Consider the following 24766-nt stretch of genomic DNA (forward strand, 5'->3'; position numbering starts at 1 on the left):
GCGACTGGAAATGGCGAACGGCGCCCCAATATGTCAACTGCCGGGCGCCGGCATGATCCGCGCGCCGCTTGCCACGCCGCGCCGCTCCCGTTTCAGACCCGGACGGATATATTCCGGGGCTCCATTTACCGCGTCAGACAGGAAGCATCATGTCCACTTCACAATCGACATCCGATAATCCGCTCCTCGATTTCTCCGATCTGCCGCGCTTTGGCGAGATCCGCCCCGAACATGTGACGCCTGCCCTCGATGTGCTGCTCGCGAACGCGACGGCCGCCGTCGAACGGGCTGCCGAGCCGTCGACGCCCGCATCATGGGCCGACGTCGTCGAGCCCGTCGAGCGCGCGACGGAACCGCTGTCGCGCGCATGGGGCGTGATCGGCCATCTGAATGCCGTCGCCGACACGCCCGAGTTGCGCGCCGTGTACGGCGAAAACCTGCCGCGCGTGACCGAGTTCTGGTCGAGCGTCGGGCAAAATCTCGCGCTCTACGAAAAGTACAAGACGATCGCCGCCAGCAACGATTTCGAATCGCTCACAGCCGAGCGCAAGAAGATTCTCAACAACTCGCTGCGTGACTTCAGGCTGTCGGGCGCCGAACTGCCCGAAGATCAAAAGCCGCGGTTCGCCGAACTGCAGGAACGTCAGGCCGCGCTGTCGAAGGCATTTTCGGATCATGTGCTCGATGCGACGAATGCGTATGCGTATATTGCCGAGAGCAAGGATGAACTGGCGGGCCTGCCCGAAGACGTCATCGAGGCAGCGCGCGAAGCAGCCGAGCGCGAAACCAAGAGCGGGTGGAAGTTCACGCTGCACTTCCCGTCCTACTTCCCGGTGATGCAGTACTCGGAAAATCGCGCGATGCGCGAAACGATGTACCGCGCTTACGTCACGCGTGCGTCCGAGCTCGGGCCGCAATACGGCAAGGGCAACGCCGACTGGGACAACACAGCGAACATCGCGGAGAACCTGAAGCTGCGCGAAGAAGAAGCGCACATGCTCGGGTACAGGAATTTCGCGGAGGTATCGCTGGCGCCGAAGATGGCGGAGTCGCCGGAACAGGTGATGGCCTTCCTCGAAGACCTCGCGACTCGTGCCCGGCCGCACGCCGAGCACGACTGGGCGGAACTGCGCGAGTTCTCCGCCAGCGAGCTTGGCCTGAGCGAACTGCAGCCGTGGGATATGGCGTTTGCCGCCGAGCGGCTGCGCCAGAAGCGCTACTCGTTCTCCGAAAACGAAGTGAAACAGTACTTTCCGGAAGACATCGTGCTGAAGGGCCTGTTCAAGGTCACGGAGACGCTGTTCGGCGTGAAGATCCGCCGCGACGAAGCGGCGACCTGGCACCCCGATGTACGCTTCTTCCGTGTCGAGAATCAGGACGGCGGCCTGGTCGCTCAATTCTATCTCGACCTGTACGCGCGCGAAGGCAAGCGCGGTGGCGCATGGATGGATGATGCGCGCTCACGCCGCAAGCCCGTGAACGGCGCGGTGCAAACGCCCGTCGCGTATCTGACGTGCAACTTCTCCGCGCCCGTCGGCGGCAAGCCTGCCTGCTTCACGCACGATGAAGTGATCACGTTGTTCCACGAATTCGGCCACGGCCTGCATCACATGCTGACTCGCGTCGACGAACTCGGCGTATCGGGCATCAACGGTGTCGAATGGGATGCCGTCGAACTGCCGTCGCAGTTCATGGAGAACTTCTGCTGGGAGTGGGACGTGCTGAGCGGCATGACGCAGCATGTCGACACGGCGAAACCGCTGCCGCGCGACCTGTTCGACAAGATGCTCGCCGCGAAGAACTTCCAGAGCGGTCTCGGCACGCTGCGCCAGATCGTGTTCTCGATGTTCGACATGACGCTGCATGTGGACTTCGACACGTCCGGTGCGAAAAGCGCGAACGATCTGGCGCGCGAGATCAACGAGCGCTTCCACGTGATTCCGCAAGCAGCGTTCTCGCGCTGGCCGAACACCTTCAGCCACATCTTCGCGGGCGGCTATGCGGCAGGTTACTACAGCTACAAGTGGGCCGAAGTCTTGTCCGCCGATGCGTACGCTGCGTTCGAAGAAGCGGCGCAGGCAGGCAAAGGCAGTGTGCTCGATGCGGCAACGGGCACGCGCTATCGCAAGGAGATTCTCGAAGTGGGCGGCAGCCGCCCCGCGATGGAATCGTTCAAGGCGTTTCGCGGCCGCGAGCCGAACATCGATGCGCTGCTGCGTCACAACGGCATGGCGCCGGGTTCGGCGCCGGGCGCAGCGCATTGAGGCAGCGCTAACGCCGTCAGCCGCCGCCTGTCGAAGCGCCTGCATCTTCCGGCGCTTCGATCAGGTCGGCGTTCGGGCACACGCGAAGCGGGCTCGGTTTTACCGAACTCGCCTTTTCATTCGCGATGCAGCTTGAAGTCCACTTCCGTTGGCCGCCCTTCCAGCGATAACGACGCGCGTGCTGCCGGCGCACGGCTAACGACTTTCCCTCGACTCACCACCGCGCGCCTCGCCGCGCGCAGGCGTATCGCTTCGACGGCGTCGCGTGCGTCGAGCAAGACAAGATTCGCGTCGGATCCCGGCTCAATTCCATAACGCTCCAACCCCAGGATACGCGCCGCGTTCACCGTGACGGCATCGAAGCACGTGTGCATCGCGTCGATGCCCGTCATCTGCGCGACGTGCAACCCCATATGCGCGACTTCCAGCATGTCGCCTGAGCCGAGGCTGTACCACGGGTCCATCACGCAGTCGTGGCCGAACGCAACATTGATTCCCGCCTCCAGCATCTCGGGCACGCGCGTCATACCGCGCCGCTTCGGATAGGTGTCCGAGCGCCCCTGCAACGTGATGTTGATGAGCGGGTTCGCAATGGCCGCTACGCCCGATTCGCGCATCAACGGCAGCAGCTTGCTGACGTAGTAGTTGTCCATCGAATGCATCGACGTCAGATGCGAACCCGTCACGCGTCCGTGCAGGCCTAGCCGATGGGCTTGCGCGGCGAGCGTTTCGATGTGACGCGACATCGGATCGTCGGATTCGTCGCAATGCATGTCGACGCGCAAGCCCTTCTGCGCGGCGAACTCGCAGAGCAGCCGCACCGACTCGGCGCCGTCCGCCATCGTTCGTTCGAAATGCGGGATGCCACCGACCACGTCGACGCCCATCGCGATCGCGCGCTTGAGGTTGTCGAACGCGCCGGCGCTGCGCAGCAGGCCGTCTTGCGGAAACGCAACCAGTTGCAGAACCAGATAAGGCGCGACGCGGCGCTTCACCTCAAGCAGCGCTTCGACGGCAAAGAGACGCTCGTCGCACACGTCGACATGCGTGCGGATGGCCAGCAACCCGCGCGCGACGGCCCAATCGCAATATTGCAGCGCACGCTCGACCAGCGCCTCCTGCGTCAGATGCGGCTTCAGTTCGCCCCATAGCGCGATGCCTTCGAGTAAGGTGCCCGACGCGTTCACACGCGGCAGACCATATGACAGCGTCGCGTCCATGTGGAAATGCGCATCGACGAAAGGCGGCGTGACGAGCCCACCGTCGGCATCGATTTCCTCACGCGCAGTTGCCGCGAGCTTCGGCTCGACCGCGACGATGCGGCCTGCCTCGATGCCAATGTCGACGAGGCCACGCTGTTGCGAGGCGCTGCGCGGCAATGCGGCACGACGGATGATCAGATCCATGAGGGGCTCCCTTTGCATGACATCGATTCTATCGGCGGAAGAAATGCTTGTGGACCAACGCAACGGCATAGGAAGAAATGCGTGTCGTTGGGAGACCTGGCAGACGAACATAAAAAAAGTTCGATCAAGTGTTTGACGCCTGCCGCATGTGTCCGTACAATTCGGTTCCTCTGACGCGGGGTGGAGCAGTCTGGCAGCTCGTCGGGCTCATAACCCGAAGGTCGTAGGTTCAAATCCTACCCCCGCAACCAGGTTTCACAGGCATCGTGTCTGCTCCACACGGCCTCAAGCAGCATCGGCTTCAAGCCGGCAGCTTCAAGCATCCGAAGCCCGCATCGCCTCAAGCGTTGCGGGCTTTTGCTTTTTGCTTTTTGCCTTTTGGCTTATGCATGTTGCCGTACTGAGCCGCCCTGCCCGATCGCGGTAAGATTCCATCCTGCAACGACGCAACGAAAACGAGCAACGAGAAGAGCGATGAAATTAGCCACGTGGAACGTGAACTCCCTGAAGGTTCGCCAGCAGCATGTGATCGACTGGCTCGAGCTCAGCCGGACCGACGTGCTTTGCCTGCAGGAACTGAAACTGCCCGACGAAAAGTTCCCGCGCGCAGAGCTGGCAGAAAAGGGATATCGCAGCTGGTTCGCGGGACAGAAGACGTACAACGGCGTCGGCATTCTCGTGCGCGACGGGGTGAGCGTCGACGAAGGCAGCATCGTGCGCAACATCCCTGGCTTTGAAGACCCGCAGCAGCGCGTGATCGCGGCCACCGTCGAAGGCGTGCGCGTGGTCTGCGCGTACTTTCCGAACGGCCAGGCGCCCGGCACCGACAAGTTCGCCTACAAGCTGCGCTGGCTGGACGCGATGTATGAATGGATCTCGAGCGAACTGACGCAGCATCCGAAGCTCGCGCTGCTCGGCGATTACAACATCGCGCCCGAAGACCGCGACGTGCATGATCCGAAGGCATGGGAGGGACAGAATCTCGTGTCGCCCGAAGAGCGCGCGCAGTTTAACCGTCTGATTGAACTGGGGCTCGTCGATTCGTTCCGGCTCTTCGATCAGCCCGAGAAGACCTTTACGTGGTGGGATTACCGGATGCTCGCCTTCCGCCGCAACGCGGGCTTACGCATCGACCATATCCTGCTGTCGAAGCCGCTCGCTGCGAGCTGCACCCATTGCGATGTCGACAAGACGCCGCGCAAATGGGACCAGCCTTCGGACCACGCGCCCGTCGTCGCGCTCACCGAATAAGCGAAGGCAGCAAAGACAAAGCGGCTCGATGGCGCATCACGCCGTCGAGCCGCTTTCGTTGTGCCACACGTGAGCGTAAGTGCGTCACGCCCGCTCGCATCCGCCCCTACGGCTCAAGATTCAACTCCTGAATCTTGCGCGTAATCGTATTGCGCCCGATGCCGAGCCGCTCCGCTGCCTCGACCTTGCGACCGCGCGTGAAATCGAGCGCTTCGCGTATCACCGCCGCCTCGAATCGGCGCGACAGTTCGTCCATCACGTCGGCGGCATTCTCGCGCAAGAGTTTCGCGACTTCCGTGCGCAAGCCGTTTTCCCATGCAGCCACAGGCGGCGAAATCGCTGCGCCGCCCGTCGCGACGGGCATGCCCACAGCGGGCGCAACACCGTTCGTCACGCCGCCGTTGCCCGACGCGGCTTCGCTCGACATGGACACGGCAGACGTCGCGTGCTCCGCCCCGCTCTGCTGCGTCGACACGAGATCGGGCGGCAAGTCCTTGATCTCGATCGTCTGCGCGGGCGCCATGACGGTCAGCCAGTTCGCCAGATTTTCGAGTTGCCGCACGTTGCCCGGAAAAGGCAGCGACGTCATATAAACGAGCGCCTCGTCTGATACCCGCTTCGGCTCGACGCCGAGGTCGCGCGCGCTCTTCTGCAGGAAATGGCGCGTGAGCAGCGGAATGTCTTCGCTGCGCTCGCGCAACGCAGGCAGACGCAGACGAATCACATTGAGACGGTGATACAAGTCCTCGCGGAACAGTCCCTGACGCACGCGCGATTCGAGATTCTGATGTGTCGCGGCAATCACCCGCACATTCGCGCGCAACGGGTTGTGTCCGCCGACGCGATAGAACTGGCCATCCGACAGCACGCGCAACAGACGCGTCTGCAAATCGAACGGCATGTCGCCGATTTCATCCAGAAACAACGTGCCGTTCTCAGCCTGTTCGAAACGGCCCTGTCGCATCGCCTGTGCGCCCGTGAACGCGCCGCGTTCGTGGCCGAACAGTTCGGATTCCAGCAGATCTTTCGGAATCGCTGCCGTGTTCAATGCGATGAACGGACCGTTCGCGCGTGGGCTATGTCGGTGCAAGGCGCGCGCGACAAGCTCCTTACCGGTGCCTGACTCGCCTGTAATGAGCACGGTCGCGGCCGAATGCGACAGACGGCCGATCGCGCGAAACATGTCCTGCATCGCGGGCGCCTGGCCGAGCATCTCGGGCGCTTCGGCGACGCGATCGTCCCACGTCTGCTCGCCGCGCATGCTCTCGTCGACGGCACGGCGAATCAGCTCCACGGCCTTGTCGACGTCGAACGGCTTCGCGAGGTACTCGAACGCGCCGCCCTGAAACGCGGCCACAGCGCTATCGAGATCCGAGAACGCCGTCATGATGATGACGGGCAGACCCGGCACGCGGTCGCGCACGGTCTGCAGCAGTTCAAGCCCGGAGCCGCCCGGCATCCTGATGTCGGAGACCAGCACCTGCGGGCTGTCGTGTTCCAGCGCGCCCGCGGCTTCGCGCACGTTCGCGAAGCTGCGCGTCGCAAAGTTCTCGCGGGCGAGTGCTTTTTCGAGCACCCAACGGATCGATTGATCGTCGTCTACTATCCAGATCGGCTTCATATAGGTCCGTCAGAAGTCTTGTATTGCGTGTGTGTGCACTCGTTTGTCAGACGTCGAGCGGCAGCAGGATCTGAAACTCGGTATGACCCGGACGGCTCTCCACTTCGATCATCCCCTCGTGCTGTTGAACGAAGGTCTGCGCGAGCGTCAGGCCAAGACCGCTGCCATCTTCACGGCCCGATACGAGCGGATAGAAGATGCGTTCGCGTATGTCCTCGGGAATGCCGGGTCCGTTGTCGACGATATGCAAGTCCAGTGCCAGCTTGCAAAGACGTTTCGCGATCGTCACCTTGCGCGCGACGCGCGTGCGCAACTCGATGCGGGCATCACCCTGCGAAATGCGTTCGCGCAATGCCTCGGCCGCATTGCGCACGATGTTCAGCAGCGCCTGGATCAGCTGCTCCTTGTCGCCGCGCAGATCAGGCACGCTCACGTCGTAGTCGCGCTCGATCGTGAGGCCACGCGGAAACTCCGCGAGAATCACGGCGCGCACGCGTTCGCACACTTCGTGGATGTTCACGTCGCCGACGATATGCGGATGACGATGCGGCTCGAGCAGCCGGTCGACGAGCGTCTGCAGCCGGTCCGATTCCTTGATGACGACCTGTGTGTACTCGCGCAGTTCGTCGCGTTCGCGCTCGCCGAGTTCGAACTCGAGCAACTGCGCCGCGCCGCGAATGCCGCCGAGCGGATTCTTGATCTCATGCGCGAGATTGCGGATCAACTGCTTGTTGACTGCCGTGAGATCGTGAATGCGCTCTTCGCGATCCGATCTCAGATGCCGCTCGTTCTCGAACAGTTCGAGCAGCACGTAGTCCTGCGCGCTTTCCAGAAAGCCGACGACAGCATGCACATGCAACGGCTCGTGGCCTGGGCGCTCGAGCACGGCATCGAGATGCGTCGCATGAAAACGGTGAGCGGCGATGGCAGCGATAGTCGCCGTCAGCTCCTCGCCGTTCGCGAAGATGTCGGGCCACGCCATTTGCGTGAGTTGCCGGCGCGACATTTCGAGCATCGACTCGGCCGACGGATTCGCGAACGCGACCCGCAGCGTCCGCTTGTCGAGCACGAGCACGACAGTGGGCAACGCCTCGAAGCCCGGCAGCAAACCGGAGTCGACGAGTTGCGCGTCATCCGACAGTGCGTCGGCATGCCCTTTTCTGGCCTTGATCAGGTTCTTCAATACCATCTTGCAGTCGGGTCTCGATAGCGGTTTGCCACAAAAACGTCACGGCTTTCGATCCAACGAAAAAGGGACGGCGCCGCCGTCCCTTCATGACCGATCGCAGCGTCGGGGCGTACGCTTCGCCGCTCATCACGGACGAAGCGCAGCGCCTCTTACAGCGAGTAGTACAGTTCGAATTCGACCGGATGCGTGGTCATACGCACGCGCTGCAACTCGCTTTCCTTCAGTTCGAGGTACGCGTCGATCATGCCGTCGGTGAACACACCGCCGCGCGTCAGGAACTCGCGATCTGCGTCGAGCGCTTCGAGTGCCTGGTCGAGGCCGGCGCACACCGTCGGGATCTTTGCATCCTCTTCGGGCGGCAGGTCGTACAGGTTCTTGTCGGCAGCTTCGCCCGGATGGATCTTGTTCTGCACGCCGTCGAGACCTGCCATCATCAGTGCCGAGAAGCACAGGTACGGGTTCGCGAGCGGATCCGGGAAGCGCGTTTCGATACGGCGGCCCTTCGGATTCGCAACGTGCGGAATGCGGATCGATGCCGAACGGTTACGTGCCGAGTAGGCCAGCTTCACAGGTGCTTCGAAGTGCGGCACGAGACGCTTGTACGAGTTGGTACCCGGGTTCGTGATCGCGTTCAGTGCACGAGCGTGCTTGATGATGCCGCCGATGTAGAACAGCGCGAATTCCGACAGGCCGGCGTAGCCGTTGCCTGCGAACATGTTCTGGCCGTCCTTCCAGATCGACTGGTGAACGTGCATGCCCGAACCGTTGTCGCCGACGACCGGCTTCGGCATGAACGTCGCCGTCTTGCCGTACGTGTGTGCGACGTTGTGGACGATGTACTTCAGTTGCTGCGTCCAGTCGGCGCGCTGCACCAGCGTCGAGAACTTCGTGCCGATCTCGTTCTGACCTTGACCTGCCACTTCGTGGTGGTGAACTTCAACGGGGATGCCGATCTGTTCGAGCAGCAGACACATTTCCGAGCGGATGTCCTGGAACGTGTCGACGGGCGCGACCGGGAAGTAACCGCCCTTCGTGCCCGGACGGTGCCCCGTGTTGCCGCCTTCGAATTCCTTGCCCGACGACCACGGTGCCTCTTCCGAACCGATCTTGACGAAGCAGCCCGACTGGTCCGTGTTCCACTGGACCGAGTCGAAAATGAAGAATTCCGGCTCCGGACCGAAGAACGCCGTGTCGCCGAGGCCCGTGCTCTTCAGATACGCTTCCGCGCGCTTGGCGAGCGAGCGCGGGTCGCGCTCGTAGCCTTTGCCGTCAGCCGGTTCGACGACGTCGCAGGTCAGCACGAGGGTCGACTCTTCGTAGAACGGGTCGATAAAGGCCGTGTTCGAGTCCGGCACGAGCAGCATGTCCGATGCCTCGATGCCCTTCCAGCCTGCAATCGAAGAACCGTCAAACGCATGGCCGCTTTCAAACTTGTCTTCGTCGAATGCCGACACCGGCACCGAAACGTGTTGCTCCTTGCCGCGCGTGTCGGTGAAACGGAAGTCGACAAACTTGACGTCCTCGTCCTTGACGAGTTGCATGACGTCGGCCACGGATTTACTCATAACCTATCTCCTGATTAACGAATTCGGCGGGTTGAACCGCCGCCCAATCTAGCTGACCAGCCTCGATGCGTCCACCCTTCCCGTACGGCCTCACAAGGAAAAGTGCTTACTGCACCGCGCCAGTTCGATCGGGACCAATAAAGCAGCTTCCATGCCATGTTTCCGTCCGACTTGCGCCACTTCGCTGCAAAGCTAATCTCCGCGCGCCTTCGCGGGGAATCGACGCACACCGTTTGCGGGAATCGCCGGGTCGAGTTGCACCATCACAGGGCATCCGACAAACCGGCGACCGTTTAACAACCTATTCTGGTGCATCGCCCCATTTGCGCACCAGATTAGAGCACGATGCCTTTTCATCGAAGGGCATTCGGCGGCTTGCTAAAATGTTTTTTTGGCCCCAAGGAGGTTTGCTGTCATGAGTACGCTCGAACAGTTGTACAGCCAGGCTGAGAAGCGCCGTGTCGACAATCAGCTTCCGTACGCAGGCGCCGTCACGCCTGCCGAGGCATTCGAGCTTCTGCAACTCGACCCGCGCGCCCGACTCGTCGATGTGCGTACGCGCGCCGAACTCGATTGGGTCGGCCGCCCCGTCGTCGGCGACGGCCAGTATGCGCACGTCGAATGGACGCGCTATCCTGGCGGCGTGCCGAACGCCGAGTTCATCGACCAGCTGCGCCAGGTCGTGACACCGGACGCGCCATTGCTACTGCTCTGCCGGAGCGCCGCACGCTCGAAGCTGGCCGCCATCGCCGCGACGCAGGCCGGTTTCACGAAGGCGCTGGATCTGCTGGAAGGCTTCGAAGGCGACAAGGACGGCCAAGGGCATCGAAAGACGGTGTCGGGCTGGTGTTTCCGCGGGTTGCCGTGGATCGGTGCCTGACGCGTTTGAGCGCCTCGACCGCACTGCGTCAGGCGCACTGCATCAGGATACGTCTCGAACCGGCGGCGCACGCAGCATGTCGTGTGCCGCCTTGTTATTGAACCGTCGGCGCGCGATGTGACACGCGAACGATGCGACGGGTTGCGCGCCCCGCCGATACGCCGGTGCTCAGCCGCGCGGCTGCGCCTGCGCCGCCACTTCCGGTTCGACGATATCGCCACCGAGCATATGCACGCCTTCGCGCAGCTTCACGAACGCGGCCGCGACCGCTTCGGGCTCGCCCTTCACGCCGAGATCGATATGGCGGCGCGTATAGATGCCGCCACGCTCCGCATCGCCGACGCTCGGCAGACTGAATACGCGAACGCCCGGAAAGTCATGCTCGATCTTTTCCATCAGCGGCGTCAGCGTCGATTCCGGCAATTCGAAGACAAGCAGAGACTTTTCTGCGTGCGGCGTTGAATGATGCAGATGCTCATATTTCGTATCCAGCACCCACTCGATCATCGGCCACGCCATCACAGGAAAGCCCGGCACGAAATGGTGATCGCCGACTGAGAACCCGGGAATCTTGTTGTATCCGTTCGGAATAATCGACGCGCCGCGCGGATACGTGCCCATATTTAGCCGGTGCAGATTCTCCGGTGAATTGAAATCGACGGGCGCCGGCGCATTCGCGGGATGCATGTCGCGAATGCGCTCCTGGATCAGCGCCTTCGCCTCGGGATGCAATTCGAGCGGCACGGCCAGCGCCGCGGCCGCGCATTGACGCGTGTGATCGTCGGGCGTCGCGCCGATGCCGCCCGTCGAAAATACGATGTCCCCTGTCGCGAAGGTGCGGCGCAACGTGGCCGTGATGCGCTCCGGATCGTCGCCGATGTACTCGGCCCACGACAGCGACAGGCCGCGTGCGCTCAGAAGCTGGATGACCTTCGGCAAATGCTTGTCGACACGCCTGCCGGACAGGATTTCATCGCCGATGATGATGACGCCAAATGCCATTGCTGCCTCTTGTCAGTAGGAAACGGGCGCTGTGCCGCGTGCGCCATGAGGTCCGTGGGGACCGTGATGATGGCCGTTGCCGCCGTGCTCGTCGGCGCGCATTCGCTGCAGCGCACGCAGGCAGTAATAGCCGAACCACAGCGCCGTAAACACGAGGATGAAAGCATAGATCCAGATGGTCACCGCGGTCATCACAGGGAACAGCACGATCAGCCACACGGACGACGCCCAGATCAGCGTCGGCAGCGAACCTAGCAAACCGCTCGCCACGCCGATCAGCAGCAGCGGCAGCCGATGCTGGCGCACCAGCGCGCGTCGCTCCTCGTAGCTTGCGTGCAGTGACAGCGCGTCGTACGTCATCACGCGATAGGTCAGCCAGCCCCACAGCAGCGGCGGAATCAGTGCGAAGAACGGCGGGATCAGCCAGAGCGGCAGCGTGATCACCAGCACGAGCAGACACACGAGCGTTGTCCAGATGGAATGCACCACACTGCCGAACCATGTGCCGCCGCGCCGCATCTCCAGACCCGCGAACTGCCGCTTCGACAGATGCCTGATGACGGCCGGCATCGACAGCGTCGCGATCAGCAGCAGCACCGTGACGACGATCAGCGGAATCACCATGGCGATCACGATGAACGGCGCGACGGCCGCGTGCAGCGACGAAAAGCCGAGCCAGTCGAACAGGCCGTAGAGCGTCGTCGTCAGCGGCCAGCTTTCGAGCCAGCCGCGCGTCGCGCCGATCAGGGTCTGCCAGGAAAACCACAGCACAACGCCCCAGACGATCGCGGCTGCTGCGAACGGCATGAACGTCAGCCATAGCATGCGCGGATGGAGCACCGAAGAAAGCGCGCGCCCAAACGAGCGCAAGAGGTCATTCATTCGTAGTCGATGACGAGGGAAGCAGGCAGGAAAAGGAAGGAAACGTGGACAGGATAAACCACGTCGGGCGTCGGCGTTCGAAAGCGCGAACGACGTTTGAACGGGCAAGCGCGAGTGGCGTCACGCGGTCTTCACACGCGCTTCACCGCAACGCTTTCGAGGCCACACTCGCCCGTCCCCGACTGGCGCACAAGGGATCGGGATGCGCGCCGGCGCGCTTACGCCGTGCCCCGCTGCTTTTTGCCGGACATGCGCTCCGCGATGCGCACGAACGCGAGCCAATGCTGAGCCCAGAAACCCTCGCCGTAGCGGCGTCCGCTCAATTGGTCGCGAATGCCCGTCGGTTCCATTTCGCGGCTCCACGACGCGCTGCCGAACAGAATGTCCCACCACGGAAACAGCACGCCGAAATTGCAGCCGTACTTGAGCCCTTCGTGGCCGTAGCCGATCGCATGATGGCGTCGATGAAACGTCGGGCTGACGAGCAAGCGCTCGCCGAGCCAGCCGAAATACAGCCGGATGTTCGCGTGCTGCACACTTTGCGCGAGGTTCGTGATCGCGACGAGCGCGACGAACTGCGACGGCGGCACGCCGATGAACAGCGCGATTACCGCGAAGAAGCATGCCTGCAGCAGATCGTCGAGCAGATGGTTGCGGTCGTCGGCCCACAGCGACATCTGCTGCTGGCTGTGATGCACCGCGTGCAACTCCCACCACACGCCGATCTTGTGCTCGCCCCGGTGATACCAGTAGCCCGCGAAATCGAGCACGAGCAGATACATGACGAACGTGATGAATGGCTGCGTCGTCACGCCCGGCCAGAGGTTGTCGAGTTCGATGTTTGCGATGCCGTGCAGGCGGAACCAGCCCTGTACCGAATCGAAAAACGGCTGCAACGCGAAGAAGAAAAACAGGTTGAGAATGCCGAGTTTCGCGATCCACGTATAGAGCACGTCGACGCGCACGGCCTTCCGGTCCTTCCATTGTTCGACGGGACGCAACGCCTCCAGCGGACGCAGCAGCGCGTACATCGCGAGCACTTCCAGCACGCCGACGATCACCCAGTAAAGGCTGTCGTACGTGTCTTCGTCGTAGTCCATCAGGTCGAGGCGGAACAGCAGCGGCTGCACCACGTCGACATACAACAGCGTCTGGATCGACGAAATGACGCTATCCAGGCTAGAAGCGATCAGGTGGAACATGTGGCTCTATATGCGTCGATGTTCTGCGTCACTGTGCGGCGCGCCGGCAAGGCGCGCCGCCGCTGCGTCACGCGTTACGCGTTACGCCCCGTTCGGCGCGGTGACGGGCGCGCGGTTGAAAAAATAGATGCCGTGCGGCGAGCGGCCGACAGCGATCGTCTGGATCAGCTTGCGCGTGCTCAGGTCGATGACGCCCACGTGCTTCGCGAAACGGAACGTTACCCACAGATAGCGTTTGTCGGCGGAAAGTTCCATGTCGTCGGGTCCCGGCATCAGGCCCGTGATATCGCCGACGTTGGTGAGCGTGTCTTCGTCGATGATGCTGATCGTGCTCGCCACCCGGTTCGACACGGCGACATGCTTGCCATCCGCGAGCGAACGGAAATTGTGCGCGCCCTTGCCCGTCGTGATCGTCTTCACGATCTTCTGGGTGCGCCAGTCGACCACGGCGACGTAATCCGCGCCTGTCATGCCGATCAGCAGGTATTTGTCGCCCGGCGTCATCCACAGGCCGGCTGGCACCTTGCCGACCTTCATCTTCCACTTGACCGTCTGCGTGGCGAGATCGATGGCAGCGAGTTCGCCCGACACCTGCAACGTAATGAACACCGTCTTGCTGTCGTTCGTGAACGCGATGTGGCTCGGCATCACAGCGAGCGGCAAGCGACTCGCGAGCGTCATGTTATGGCCGTCGTAGTGATAGATGTCGAGGCGGTCGAGGCGCAGCCCCGTCGTCACGAGCCACTTGTGATCCGGCGAAAAACCGATCTGATACGGGTCTTCGACGTTTTCGACCCAGCGCTGCGGCTTGCCCGTCTTTGGATCGACGAACATCAGACTGTTCGACACCGAGTTCGCGACGATCAGCGAGGCATTGTCCGGCGTGGGCATCAGGTGGTGCGGTTCCTTGCCCGTCGGCACGGTGTCGACCACCTGGTGCGTCGCCTCGTCGATCAGGCTCAGTGTCGCTTCGCCGGAATTGAGCACGATCACGTTGTTGGCATGGACGGCGGGAGAGAAAAAGCTCGCTGCCGCGACGAACGCCGCGCCTGCTGCAAACGTGCCAGTCAAGCCGGGAAGGGAAAATTTGCGCATGAAGACTCACATCAGGGGATGACCGCCATTGTAGAACGTTTGCGCGATGCAACGGTTGACCTCGGTCGAGGAAAAATGTGGGCTCGCGGCGCGCTGCCGCAGACGCGCGCCGGCTCGCTTGCGGGGGGCGCTTGCACCTTCCAGGCGCCTGCGCTTTGAGAACCGAATTGTTCCGAATAACCGAATCGATTTCGGAGCGCGACTCAGCGTCCAGATAATCAATGAAGAACATATCGCGATTATTCACAGCGCAAATTCAGCAATTTAAGAGCGAATTTTCTGGTCGTCATTAATTAAGAATTACCTCATATCGACGCCCAGCCACTCGCCGCAAAAATCAGCGCGTGCAATTCCCGCTTCGACGCTTTCCAGCAAGCCGGAGATGCGCCAGCCAGCGCAGGCCGGTCAGGCCCGCGTCATCCTTTTTCATCCCAACACAAGCGGGTCTTGCCATGTGTGGGTGTTTACTGCGTCTGGTGTTTCCGGATATTTGCTGCCTTGTTTCATCCGGAGTTTTTGAGGCATGAAAAACATGAATGGAATAATCGCGAATCAAATCGCGCACCGGCGTGCCGTATCGAGCACCCACCCACAGCGCTGCCCGACTCAACCGCGGCGGCGCGCGGCTGGGCGGGCACTGGCAGGCGTATTGCTGATGGTGGCGATGACGGGCGCGCACGCAGCTGTCATTGCAGGCAGTGGCGCAGTGTCGGTGGACCCGACGGGCGTGGCAATCGGCGAGACCGCGTTCTCGGGCGGCGTCAATGCAATTGCGCTCGGTGACACGTCGACGGCCGTCGGCAACTACACGACCGCGCTCGGCGCGCACGCGCGTGCGATGGCGGGCGCGTCGACAGCGATCGGCGACACCGCACAGGCGAACGCGTTCCAGTCGCTGGCGATCGGCGCGAACTCGATGGCGACGTTCATTAGCATTGCGCTCGGTTCCGGCTCCGTGACGCTGTTCGGCGCGCAGATCGGCTACACGGCGTTCGGACTCGGCGCGCCGCAAACGTCGTCGGGCGAAGTCAACGTCGGCAACCGCACGATCAGCAGCATGGCCCCCGGGCGTGCCGATCAGGACGCCGTCAACGTGGCGCAACTGAAAGCTGTCGCGGGCAAGCTCGACGGCGACGTGACCGCGCTGCAGAAGCGGCTCGACGGCGCGGTAATGTACGACCGCAATGCCGACGGCTCCGTCAACCGCGACAGCATCACGCTGCAGGGCGACCCCGCCGGCGGTGGCACGCAGCTTCACAACGTCGCGAATGCCGTCGGCAGCCAGGATGCTGTGAACCTCGGCCAGCTTGGAGCGATGGTCGGCAACGCGGTCAGCAACATCACCGTCAATACGGCGAATCCGATGTTCAGCGCCGAAGGGGCGCCCGTCAGCGAGCCCGCACTGGCAACGGGCACGCATTCGATCGCGGCGGGCGCGAATGCGCAGGCGAGCGGCACGAACGCCGTCGCGCTGGGCGCAGGTGCAAACGCGAGCGCAGACAACGCTGTGGCGCTCGGCCAAGGCTCGGTCGCGGATCGCGCGAACACGGTCTCCGTCGGTGCTGCAGGACAGGAGCGGCAGATCGCGAACGTCGCGGCGGGCGTTCAGGGCACGGATGCCGTCAACCTGAACCAGCTGAACCAGAGCATGGGCAACGCGGTCGGCGAGGCCAAAGCCTATACCGACGACCAGGTCCGTTCGGCGCGCAAAGACAGCTATGGCGGCGCCGCGGCGGCAATCGCAATGGCAGGCCTGCCGCAAGCGGTGCTACCGGGCCGCGGCATGGTCGCGCTCGCGGCCGGCACGTACGGCGGCCAGTCGGCGATGGCGCTCGGCGTGTCGCAATTGTCCGACTCGGGCAAATGGGCCTACAAGCTGCAAGGCACGGCGAGCACACGCGGCGAGCTTGGTGCGTCGATCGGAGCCGGCATGCACTGGTGATGCCGCTCACCGCGAGCGTTCGCGTCGGCAGCGGGCGGCGGCGTTGCAGGCGTCGCCCGCTGCACGACCTGGCGCGCAAGTACGCGCGCCCACGCCGATCAGCGCTGCATCGACTCCCAGACCTTATAGAGCCGCTTGACAGAGACGGGCATCGGCGTGCGCAGCTCCTGCGCGAACAACGACACGCGCAGTTCCTCCAGCAGCCAGCGGAACTCGGCGAGCCGCACATCCGGCACGCCGCCGCGCTGCCCGAGCGCACGCTGGTAATGCTGCGCGAGCGGCTGCAATTCGGCGAACTGGCGAGCATCGCGTGCCGGGTCCGCTTTCAGCTTGTCGATGCGCAGTGCAATGCCCTTCAGATAGCGCGGGAAATGCGACAGCTGCGCATACGGCGTATCGACGACGAAGCGTTTGCCGATCAGCGCATCGAGCTGAGCGTGCATGTCGGCGTACGCGGCGGCGAACGGCTTGGCCTGCGCGAGCTTTTTGAGGACGGCCGAATACTCGCCAAGAATCTGCCCGACGAGCCGGGCAATCTCTTGCGCCAGTAACGTGAGCCTGCTTCGGCCTTCGTCCTTGCGGGCGTGAAAGCTGGCGTCGTCGTCAGGCAGCGGTTCTTGCAGGCACGCGCGGTCGAGGGCCGTATCGATAAGCTGATCGCGCAATTCCTCCTGCGTGCCGCGCGGCATGAACTGCATCGCCATTTCGCGCAGTCCCGGCAGATTCTTTTCGAGGTACTTGATCGGCTCTCGTAACTGCAGTGCGAAAAGCCGCCGCAAGCCCGCGCGATGAATCCGCGCCGCCTCGTCGGGCGAATCGAACACTTCGACGTCACAATGCGTGCCGCGATCGACGAGCGCGGGATAACCGAACAGCGTCTGCCCGCCCCGCCGGATTTCGAGCAACTCGGGCAGCTTGCCGAAGTTCCACGTCGTCAGGTTTTCGTAGAGCGCGGTGGCGGGCGCGGCGGCAGCTTCGCCTGCCGTCGGCGTGCGAGGCGCGGCGGACGCGCCACGTCCAGCGCCTGCGGCGGCGCCGGACGCAGCAGCACGCGCAGACGCGTCGCCGCCGGAACCCACATTCGCGAGCGCTGCGCCCGCCGCGCTCGTCGCGATCTTCTGGAACTGCTGCTGCGCCTGACCGCCCAGCTCCGCGCGCAATTGCGCGAGGTTGCGGCCCATCGCGAGCTGCCGTCCATGCTCGTCGATGACCTTGAAGTTCATGAACAGATGCGGCGCGAGCGTCTCGAGCTTGTAGTCCGACTGCTTCGTCGCGACTTGCGTCTGCTCCCGCACGTCGGCGATCACCGTATCGAGCAGGCCGCCAGCGCCAAAGGGCGGCCCGCTGTGCCGTTCGACGAATCCCGCCGCATATTCCGGCAACGGCACGACGTGGCGGCGCAGCTTTTGCGGCAGCGACTTGAGCAGCAATTGCGTCTTTTCCCTGAGCATTCCGGGCACGAGCCACTCGACGCGCCGCGTATCCACTTGATTCAGCGCATACAGCGGCACGGCAAGCGTCACGCCATCGCGCGGCGAGCCCGGCTCGAAGTGATAAGTCAACGCCATGTCGACGCCCGCCATCGTCATCCGCTTTGGGAACAGATCCGTCGTGACGCCAGCAGCCTCATGGCGCATCAGATCGTCGCGCGACAGGTACAGCAGCCGCAGCTTGTCTTCCTGCTGCCCGCTCTTCTTCACTTCGTCGCGATACCAGCGCTCGAACGCGGCGCCCGTATGGATGCCGTTCGGAATTGCCTGATCGTAGAACGCGTAGATCAGTTCGTCGTCGACCAGCACGTCCTGACGGCGCGACTTGTGTTCGAGCTGTTCGATATCGGCGAGCAGCTTGCGGTTGTGCGCGAAGAACGCGAGCTTCGTGTCGAACTCCCCTTCCACGAGCGCGCCACGGATGAACAATTCCCGCGCGCGCGCGGGATCCTGCTTGCCGAAGCTGACGCGCCGCCGGTGATAGACAGGCAGACCATATAGCATCGCGCGCTCGAATGCCGTCACCTGCGCGGCGCGCTTTTCCCAGTGCGGTTCGGACAGCGACTTCTTCAACAGATGCGCGCCGACGCGCTCGACCCATTCCGGCTCGATCTTCGCGATACAGCGCGCGTACAGGCGGCTCGTTTCGATAAGTTCGGCCGCCATCACCCATTTGCCCGCTTTCTTCACGAGCGCCGAACCCGGCCACAAATAGAACTTGATCCCGCGCGCGCCGAGATAGTACGGCTCGTCGTCGGCTTTGAGACCGATGTTGCCAAGGAGGCCCGTCAGCAGCGCGAGATGGATCTGCTCGAAGGTTGCTTCGCTCTCGTTCAGACGCCAGCCGTGCTCGCGCACCACGGTGAGCAGTTGCGAATGCACGTCGCGCCATTCGCGCAGACGCAGATGCGAGAGGAAATTCTGCCGGCAAGCGTCGGTCAGCTGCCTGTTCGATTTCTTGTGCGCAACCGCCTCTTCGAACCACGTCCAGATTTTCAGCCATTGCAGAAACTCGGAGCGCTCGTCGGCGAACTTGCGGTGTGCCTGATCGGCTTGCTCCTGTGCGTCGATCGGGCGGTCGCGCGGGTCCTGCACGGACAGCGCGCTCGCGATGATCAGTACCTCGCGCAGCGCGAGCTGGTCACGCGCGGCGAGAATCATCCGCCCGACGCGTGGATCGAGCGGCAGACGTGCCAGTTCACGGCCGAGCGGCGTGAGCGCGTTGTCGTCGTCGACGGCACCGAGCTCGTTGAGCAACTGATAGCCGTCGGCGATCGCGCGGCCGGGCGGCGGTTCGATGAATGGAAACGTTTCGATCGCCGTCAGATGCAGCGACTTCATCCGCAAAATGACGGCCGCCAGTGACGAACGCAGAATTTCCGGATCCGTGAAGCGCACACGCGCCTGGAAATCGGCTTCTTCGTACAGACGGATGCAGATGCCGTCGGCAACGCGGCCGCAGCGCCCCGCGCGCTGGTTCGCGGCCGCTTGCGAAATCGCCTCGACCTGCAACTGCTCGACCTTGTTGCGATACGAGTAGCGCTTCACGCGCGCGAGGCCCGTGTCGATCACGTAGCGGATGCCCGGCACTGTCAGCGAGGTTTCCGCGACGTTGGTCGCGAGCACGATGCGCCGCGCGTTCGATGGCCGGAACACGCGCTCCTGCTCGGCCGCCGACAACCGTGCGAACAGCGGCAGGATTTCCGTGTGCGGTGGATGGTGCTTACGCAGCGCTTCCGCCGCGTCGCGAATTTCGCGCTCGCCGGGCAGAAACACGAGCACGTCGCCGGGACCTTCGCGGCACAGTTCGTCGGCGGCTTCGACGATCGCGTCCATCAGGTCGCGATCGGTCTCGCGCTGCGTTTTCGGACGATCCGGCCGATGTTCGCGGCCGGAGTTGCCCTCAGCCGCCTTCACTGCCGGCGAATCGTCGGCGACGGGCCGATAGCGCACCTCGACGGGATACAGCCGCCCGCTCACTTCGATCACGGGCGCGGGCTTTTCTTCGCTGCCGAAATGACGCGCGAAACGATCGGCGTCGATGGTCGCCGAGGTCACAATCAGCTTCAGATCGGGACGCTTCGGCAGAATCTCTTTCAGATAGCCGAGCAGAAAATCGATGTTCAGGCTGCGCTCGTGCGCTTCGTCGATGATCAGCGTGTCGTACGCCTTCAGCAGCGGATCGGTCTGCGTTTCCGCGAGCAAAATGCCGTCCGTCATCAGCTTGACGGACGCGCCGGGCGAGAGATTGTCGGTGAAGCGCACCTTGTAGCCGACCACTTCGCCGAACGGCGTGCCGAGTTCCTCGGCGATGCGCCGGCCCGTCGCCGAGGCCGCGATGCGGCGCGGCTGCGTATGACCGATCAGCCCGCCGCCCCCCGCGCCGAGTCCGCGTCCGAGCGCGAGACAGATTTTCGGCAACTGTGTCGTCTTGCCCGAGCCCGTCTCGCCGCTGACGATCACGACCTGATGTCCTTCAATCGCTCGCGCGATTTCCTCGCGGCGGCCCGACACCGGCAACGCTTCGGGGAACGTGATTGGCGGAATGGGGTTGGGTTCGACGACGCGAGCGGGCTTCTGCGGCTCGCGCGGCGCATTGCGCGGCTTGTCGGCGCCGGACTGATTACCCGCGCGTGCACGGTCTTCCGGACGCGTCTGCTGCCGCGCCGTGCCGCCTGCCGGATTCGGTCCGCTACGCTTGCCCTGCCGGTCCTGCCGCGCGTTCTGCGCGCGGTTCTCCGCGCGATTCTGCGCCTCCCGCGCGCCACTCTTCGCCGCGCCCGCGCTTTCGCGTGTGTTTGCTTCGCCGTGCGTGGAAGCGCCCGTCAGGGGCGCATTCGCAGCATTCACGGAAACGTCACTGCGAGGTGCGTTGCCGCGCGCCTCGTGTTTCTCGTGCCGATGGCCGCGCGGCACGGGGTTCGCGGCGTCTTTCGCGTTATCGGACGGAGCGTTTTTCGTATCGGCTCCAGCGGAGCTTTTGGGTACATTCGACATGGGGGCGCATTATAATCCGGGGCATGAATTCCCAAACCGACCTCGTCCCCTCGCCCGCCTCAGCACCGGCACCGTCCGGCGACGCGGAAACCCTGTTGCAGCACGCGCAATTCGTCGACTGGATGCGATCGGTCGCGCCGTATATCCACGCGTTCCGAAACAAGACGTTTGTCGTCGGGTTCGGCGGCGAGGTCGTGCATCAGGGTCTGCTCAACGCGCTCGTCTCCGACATCGCGCTGTTACAGGCAATGGGTATCCAGATCGTGCTCGTGCATGGCTCGCGTCCGCAAGTGGAAGAGCAGATGAGCCTGCACGGCGTCGAGTCCGAGTTTTCGCACGGCATGCGCATCACCAATGCGCGCGCGCTCGAATCCGCGAAGGAAGCCGCAGGCGAAGTGCGTCTCGACATCGAGGCCGCGATCAGCCAGGGTCTGCCGAACACGCCCATGGCGCACGCGCACATCAGCGTCGTGTCGGGCAACTTCGTGACGGCGCGCCCGGTCGGCATTCTCGACGGGGTCGATTTCCAGCACACGGGTGTCGTGCGCAAGATCGATGCCGAGTCGATCCGTCAATCGCTTGCGAGCGGCAAGATCGTGCTGCTCTCGCCGCTCGGCTTTTCGCCGACGGGCGAAGCGTTCAATCTGGCGATGGAAGACGTCGCGTCGGCTGCCGCGATCGCGCTGCGCGCCGACAAGATCGTGTTTCTGACCGAAACGGAAGGTCTGCTCGACGAAGAAGGCGCGCTGCTGCGCGAACTGTCGCTTGACGACGCTTACCGCCTGCATGAAAGCGGTGCTGTAACGGGCGACGCCGGCTTCTATCTGAAGCACTCTATTCGCGCATGCCGCGGCGGCGTCGCGCGGGCGCACATCATTCCATACGCGCTCGACGGCAGCCTGCTGCTGGAACTGTTCTTGCACGACGGCGTGGGCACGATGATTTCGTACGAGAACCTCGAAAGCCTGCGCGAAGCCTCGCCGGACGACGTCGGCGGCATTCTCACGCTGATCGAGCCACTGGAAAGCGACGGCACGCTCGTGCGGCGCGGGCGCCACCAGATCGAGCGCGACATCGACCATTTCTCGGTGATCGAGCACGATGGCGTGCTATTCGGCTGCGCAGCGCTGTATCCGTATCCGCAGGAGCGCATCGGCGAGATGGCCTGCCTGACGGTCGCACCGGAAGCACAGGGTTCGGGCGACGGCGAGCGGCTGCTCAAGCGTATCGAGCAGCGCGCGCGGGCTCGCGGACTCGCCCGTATCTTCGTGCTGACGACGCGCACCGAGCACTGGTTCCTCAAGCGCGGCTTCGTGAAGGTCACGGTCGACGATCTTCCCGAAGACCGCCGCCGCCTCTACAACTGGCAGCGCAAGTCGCTCGTGCTGATGAAACAGCTCTGAGCGCGCACAATAACGCCGCGACGCCGTTACATATCGATTACAGGAGAAGCACAGCATGACTCGCATGGTTCAATGCACGAAGCTCGGCAAGGAAGCCGAAGGTCTCGATTTTCCGCCGCTGCCGGGCGAACTCGGCAAACGGATCTACGAGAGCATTTCGAAGGAAGCATGGCAGCAGTGGCTCAAGCAGCAGACCATGCTGATCAACGAAAACCGGCTCAATATGGCCGATCCGCGCGCGCGTCAGTACCTGATGAAGCAGACGGAGAAGTTCTTTTTTGGCGAAGGCGCCGATCAGGCTTCGGGCTACGTGCCGCCTGCACAAGGCTGATCTGCCCCGCGGGCATGTGTCTCGAATCCCAACCATCCGCGCTCGATGCGCGGATTTTTTTCGTGTGCATTCCATGCGCGTCGGCCCGCCGCCCGCGCAGGAAATTGAACGAAACCGTTAATCGGAAGCCGCCTTTTCGGCACCCGCCGAATTCCCGCCATCCCCTGCCACACAAGGGATTGCGCGCGTTGAGCAAAAGCCCGCCCGACGGGCGATTTGCACGAACCTCGCCGATCGTGCTATCATGTTCTTCGTACTAACTGCATTAACCCTTCATTCGCGTTCAGCTCATTCCGGCCCGGCGTCGTTCGCCGAGTTTGGTCCGGATAGAAGTTGAATTGTTTTTATACAAGAAGGCTTGTCGGTTGTTTCGTTGCAAGTTGCGCCAGCCTGGTTGGCGCGATCCAGAGCGACGCCTCGCCGGCCTTTTTCGTTTCAAGCCTTTTCAAGCGGCGCCAGCGCATAACGTGCGCGGGTGTCCTCCGGTATCTGCCCCCCCTGCAAGGCCACGCGGATACCAACGTTTAGCAGCAACCGATGAGTGCATTTTCGCGACGACCTTCGCGATGCACGGGCGTGACTTTTTCTGCGCAAATGTCCTGAACGTTGCGCAGTACGCCTTTGCGCGGTCCGTGCCAGGCAGCCGGCTTCTGCCACGCCTTTGACCGCTCGCGAAACTGCACTTTCCAGCAATCCGTGGCGGAACGCTTCGCGTTCGGCCGCAGTCATAGGAGCATTCACCTTGACCGCTTCCAGCAACGGCTTCTGGCGACAAAACAACAACGACAACAGCCTCACACTCGACGACATCACGGTCGTCGACAACGCTCTTCTCAAGCGTGCTGTCGGCGCGATGGCGCTCGGCAACGCGATGGAATGGTTCGATTTCGGCGTGTACAGCTACATCGCCGTGACCCTCGGCAAAGTGTTCTTCCCGTCGAGCAGTCCGTCAGCCCAGCTGATCGCCACGTTCGGCACGTTCGCCGCCGCGTTCGTCGTGCGCCCGATCGGCGGCATGGTGTTCGGGCCGCTCGGCGACCGCATCGGCCGTCAGCGCGTGCTCGCGATGACGATGATCATGATGGCCGTCGGCACGTTCGCGATCGGCCTGATTCCGGATTACGGCTCGATCGGCATTCTCGCGCCCGCCTTGCTGCTGCTCGCGCGTCTCGTGCAGGGCTTCTCGACGGGCGGCGAATATGGCGGCGCGGCGACCTTCATCGCCGAGTTCGCAACCGACCGCCGCCGCGGCTTCGCGGGCAGCTTCCTCGAATTCGGCACGCTGGTCGGCTATATCTTCGGCGCGGGCACGGTGGCCGTGCTGACCGCGTCGCTGTCCCAGGAAGCGCTGCTGTCGTGGGGCTGGCGTGTGCCGTTCTTCATCGCGGGTCCGCTGGGCCTCGTCGGCCTGTACATCCGGATGAAGCTCGAGGAAACGCCTGCCTTCAGGAAGGAAGCCGAAGCGCGCGAGGCCGACGAGAAGTCGCGCCCGAAGCAGAGCTTCATGGAACTGCTCGCGCAGCAATGGAAGCCGCTGCTGCAATGCGTTGGCCTCGTGCTGATCTTCAACGTGACCGACTACATGGCGCTGTCGTATCTGCCCAGCTATCTGTCGGCGACGCTGCACTTCAACGAATCGCACGGCCTGTTCCTCGTGCTGGCCGTGATGGTGCTGATGATGCCGATGACGCTGTACGCAGGCCACCTGTCGGACACGATCGGCCGCAAGCCCGTCATGCTGCTCGGCTGCGTGGGTCTGTTCGCGCTGTCAATTCCTGCTCTGCTGTTGATCCGCACGGGCGCCGTGCTGCCCGTGTTCGGCGGTCTGCTGATCCTCGGTGCACTGCTGTCGACCTTCACGGGCGTGATGCCGTCGTCGCTGCCCGCCCTCTTTCCGACGAAGATCCGCTACGGCGCGCTCGCAATCGGCTTCAACGTGTCGGTGTCGCTGTTCGGCGGCACGACGCCGCTGGTCGCCGCGTGGCTGGTCGACCGCACCGGCAACGCGATGATGCCCGCGTACTACCTGATGGGCGCGTCGATCATCGGTATCGTCTCCGTGCTCGCGCTGCGCGAGACGGCCCGCAAGCCGCTGCCCGGCTCAGGCCCGTGCGTCGCGACGCGTGCGGAAGCGCACGCCGTGCTGCGTGGCGAACGTGAAGCTGCGGAAATCGAAGAAGCGTATGCGGCTACCGCAACGGTGCGTGCATAAGCGAGCCACACGTCTCGCACAGGACTGAAACGGG

16 protein-coding genes and 1 tRNA gene are annotated in these 24766 nt (G+C 63.3%); 8 read left to right on the forward strand and 9 right to left on the reverse strand.

What is annotated here, in order from left to right; genetic code table 11:
- The first annotated feature begins 149 nt into the window (after nt 1-149).
- Nucleotides 150-2264, forward strand: a complete 2115-nt coding sequence (locus BPHY_RS07525) for a M3 family metallopeptidase (RefSeq protein ID WP_012400870.1) — start codon at nt 150-152, stop codon at nt 2262-2264.
- 116 nt (nt 2265-2380) lie between these two features.
- Here the strand turns inward: BPHY_RS07525 and BPHY_RS07530 are convergent, their stop codons facing one another.
- The gene (locus BPHY_RS07530; RefSeq protein ID WP_012400871.1) at nt 2381-3670 is read right to left on the reverse strand and encodes an amidohydrolase family protein; all 1290 of its coding nucleotides are present in this window, start codon (nt 3668-3670) and stop codon (nt 2381-2383) included.
- Nucleotides 3671-3844: 174 nt separating this feature from the next.
- Here BPHY_RS07530 and BPHY_RS07535 point away from each other — a divergent pair.
- Nucleotides 3845-3921, forward strand: a tRNA-Met gene (locus tag BPHY_RS07535).
- Nucleotides 3922-4144: 223 nt separating this feature from the next.
- The gene (gene xth / locus BPHY_RS07540) at nt 4145-4921 is read left to right on the forward strand and encodes an exodeoxyribonuclease III (RefSeq protein WP_012400872.1); all 777 of its coding nucleotides are present in this window, start codon (nt 4145-4147) and stop codon (nt 4919-4921) included.
- Nucleotides 4922-5027: 106 nt separating this feature from the next.
- On the opposite strand, the gene ntrC is transcribed toward xth, so the two are convergent.
- The 3 genes from ntrC to glnA form a co-directional block, all read right to left on the reverse strand.
- Complete coding sequence (gene ntrC / locus BPHY_RS07545) at nt 5028-6542, reverse strand: nitrogen regulation protein NR(I) (protein ID WP_012400873.1); 1515 nt, start codon at nt 6540-6542, stop codon at nt 5028-5030.
- A gap of 46 nt (nt 6543-6588) precedes the next feature.
- Entirely contained in the window at nt 6589-7731 is a 1143-nt protein-coding gene (glnL, locus tag BPHY_RS07550) for a nitrogen regulation protein NR(II) (RefSeq protein WP_012400874.1), read from the reverse strand.
- A 149-nt stretch (nt 7732-7880) separates the two neighbouring features.
- Nucleotides 7881-9296 (reverse strand): type I glutamate--ammonia ligase, encoded by a 1416-nt coding sequence (glnA, locus tag BPHY_RS07555; protein WP_012400875.1) that lies wholly within the window; start codon nt 9294-9296, stop codon nt 7881-7883.
- Nucleotides 9297-9711: 415 nt separating this feature from the next.
- Here glnA and BPHY_RS07560 point away from each other — a divergent pair, with 415 nt between their 5' ends.
- Nucleotides 9712-10176 carry a rhodanese-like domain-containing protein gene (locus BPHY_RS07560; RefSeq protein WP_012400876.1) on the forward strand — a complete coding sequence of 155 codons (465 nt, stop codon included), beginning with the start codon at nt 9712-9714 and terminating at the stop codon, nt 10174-10176.
- Nucleotides 10177-10344: 168 nt separating this feature from the next.
- Here BPHY_RS07560 and BPHY_RS07565 read toward each other — a convergent pair whose 3' ends face one another.
- From BPHY_RS07565 to BPHY_RS07580, 4 genes are all read right to left on the reverse strand, one after another.
- The gene (locus BPHY_RS07565) at nt 10345-11178 is read right to left on the reverse strand and encodes a competence/damage-inducible protein A (RefSeq protein ID WP_012400877.1); all 834 of its coding nucleotides are present in this window, start codon (nt 11176-11178) and stop codon (nt 10345-10347) included.
- 12 nt (nt 11179-11190) lie between these two features.
- Complete coding sequence (locus BPHY_RS07570) at nt 11191-12060, reverse strand: EI24 domain-containing protein (RefSeq protein WP_012400878.1); 870 nt, start codon at nt 12058-12060, stop codon at nt 11191-11193.
- A 218-nt stretch (nt 12061-12278) separates the two neighbouring features.
- The gene (locus BPHY_RS07575) at nt 12279-13262 is read right to left on the reverse strand and encodes a sterol desaturase family protein (protein ID WP_012400879.1); all 984 of its coding nucleotides are present in this window, start codon (nt 13260-13262) and stop codon (nt 12279-12281) included.
- An 81-nt stretch (nt 13263-13343) separates the two neighbouring features.
- Nucleotides 13344-14357, reverse strand: coding sequence for a YVTN family beta-propeller repeat protein (locus BPHY_RS07580; RefSeq protein ID WP_012400880.1), 1014 nt, complete (start codon nt 14355-14357; stop codon nt 13344-13346).
- A gap of 523 nt (nt 14358-14880) precedes the next feature.
- Here BPHY_RS07580 and BPHY_RS07585 point away from each other — a divergent pair.
- On the forward strand, nt 14881-16299 hold the full coding sequence (locus BPHY_RS07585) for a YadA family autotransporter adhesin (protein WP_012400881.1): 1419 nt from the start codon (nt 14881-14883) through the stop codon (nt 16297-16299).
- Between the two features lie 98 nt (nt 16300-16397).
- Here the strand turns inward: BPHY_RS07585 and hrpA are convergent, their stop codons facing one another.
- Nucleotides 16398-20786, reverse strand: coding sequence for an ATP-dependent RNA helicase HrpA (gene hrpA, locus BPHY_RS07590; protein WP_012400882.1), 4389 nt, complete (start codon nt 20784-20786; stop codon nt 16398-16400).
- A gap of 23 nt (nt 20787-20809) precedes the next feature.
- Between hrpA and argA the strand changes: the two genes are divergently transcribed.
- The 3 genes from argA to proP all read left to right on the forward strand — a co-directional run bounded on the left by argA (nt 20810) and on the right by proP (nt 24732).
- On the forward strand, nt 20810-22189 hold the full coding sequence (gene argA / locus BPHY_RS07595) for an amino-acid N-acetyltransferase (protein WP_012400883.1): 1380 nt from the start codon (nt 20810-20812) through the stop codon (nt 22187-22189).
- 55 nt (nt 22190-22244) lie between these two features.
- Nucleotides 22245-22520 (forward strand): oxidative damage protection protein, encoded by a 276-nt coding sequence (locus BPHY_RS07600; protein ID WP_012400884.1) that lies wholly within the window; start codon nt 22245-22247, stop codon nt 22518-22520.
- Nucleotides 22521-23262: 742 nt separating this feature from the next.
- Nucleotides 23263-24732, forward strand: a complete 1470-nt coding sequence (gene proP, locus BPHY_RS07605; protein WP_012400885.1) for a glycine betaine/L-proline transporter ProP — start codon at nt 23263-23265, stop codon at nt 24730-24732.
- The last annotated feature ends 34 nt before the right edge of the window (nt 24733-24766 follow it).

The organism is Paraburkholderia phymatum STM815 (genome assembly GCF_000020045.1).
In the GTDB taxonomy this organism is placed as follows: domain Bacteria; phylum Pseudomonadota; class Gammaproteobacteria; order Burkholderiales; family Burkholderiaceae; genus Paraburkholderia; species Paraburkholderia phymatum.

Bases quoted from the DNA above. Each gene is read 5' to 3' on its own strand.
- BPHY_RS07565 (WP_012400877.1), bottom strand. From the start codon at position 11,178: ATGGCATTTGGCGTCATCATCATCGGCGATGAAATCCTGTCCGGCAGG.
- glnL (WP_012400874.1), bottom strand. From the start codon at position 7,731: ATGGTATTGAAGAACCTGATCAAGGCCAGAAAAGGGCATGCCGACGCA.
- BPHY_RS07580 (WP_012400880.1), bottom strand. From the start codon at position 14,357: ATGCGCAAATTTTCCCTTCCCGGCTTGACTGGCACGTTTGCAGCAGGC.
- BPHY_RS07560 (WP_012400876.1), top strand. From the start codon at position 9,712: ATGAGTACGCTCGAACAGTTGTACAGCCAGGCTGAGAAGCGCCGTGTC.
- BPHY_RS07530 (WP_012400871.1), bottom strand. From the start codon at position 3,670: ATGGATCTGATCATCCGTCGTGCCGCATTGCCGCGCAGCGCCTCGCAA.
- ntrC (WP_012400873.1), bottom strand. From the start codon at position 6,542: ATGAAGCCGATCTGGATAGTAGACGACGATCAATCGATCCGTTGGGTG.
- BPHY_RS07575 (WP_012400879.1), bottom strand. From the start codon at position 13,262: ATGTTCCACCTGATCGCTTCTAGCCTGGATAGCGTCATTTCGTCGATC.
- BPHY_RS07585 (WP_012400881.1), top strand. From the start codon at position 14,881: ATGAAAAACATGAATGGAATAATCGCGAATCAAATCGCGCACCGGCGT.
- BPHY_RS07600 (WP_012400884.1), top strand. From the start codon at position 22,245: ATGACTCGCATGGTTCAATGCACGAAGCTCGGCAAGGAAGCCGAAGGT.
- glnA (WP_012400875.1), bottom strand. From the start codon at position 9,296: ATGAGTAAATCCGTGGCCGACGTCATGCAACTCGTCAAGGACGAGGAC.
- BPHY_RS07570 (WP_012400878.1), bottom strand. From the start codon at position 12,060: ATGAATGACCTCTTGCGCTCGTTTGGGCGCGCGCTTTCTTCGGTGCTC.
- hrpA (WP_012400882.1), bottom strand. From the start codon at position 20,786: ATGTCGAATGTACCCAAAAGCTCCGCTGGAGCCGATACGAAAAACGCT.
- BPHY_RS07525 (WP_012400870.1), top strand. From the start codon at position 150: ATGTCCACTTCACAATCGACATCCGATAATCCGCTCCTCGATTTCTCC.
- argA (WP_012400883.1), top strand. From the start codon at position 20,810: ATGAATTCCCAAACCGACCTCGTCCCCTCGCCCGCCTCAGCACCGGCA.
- xth (WP_012400872.1), top strand. From the start codon at position 4,145: ATGAAATTAGCCACGTGGAACGTGAACTCCCTGAAGGTTCGCCAGCAG.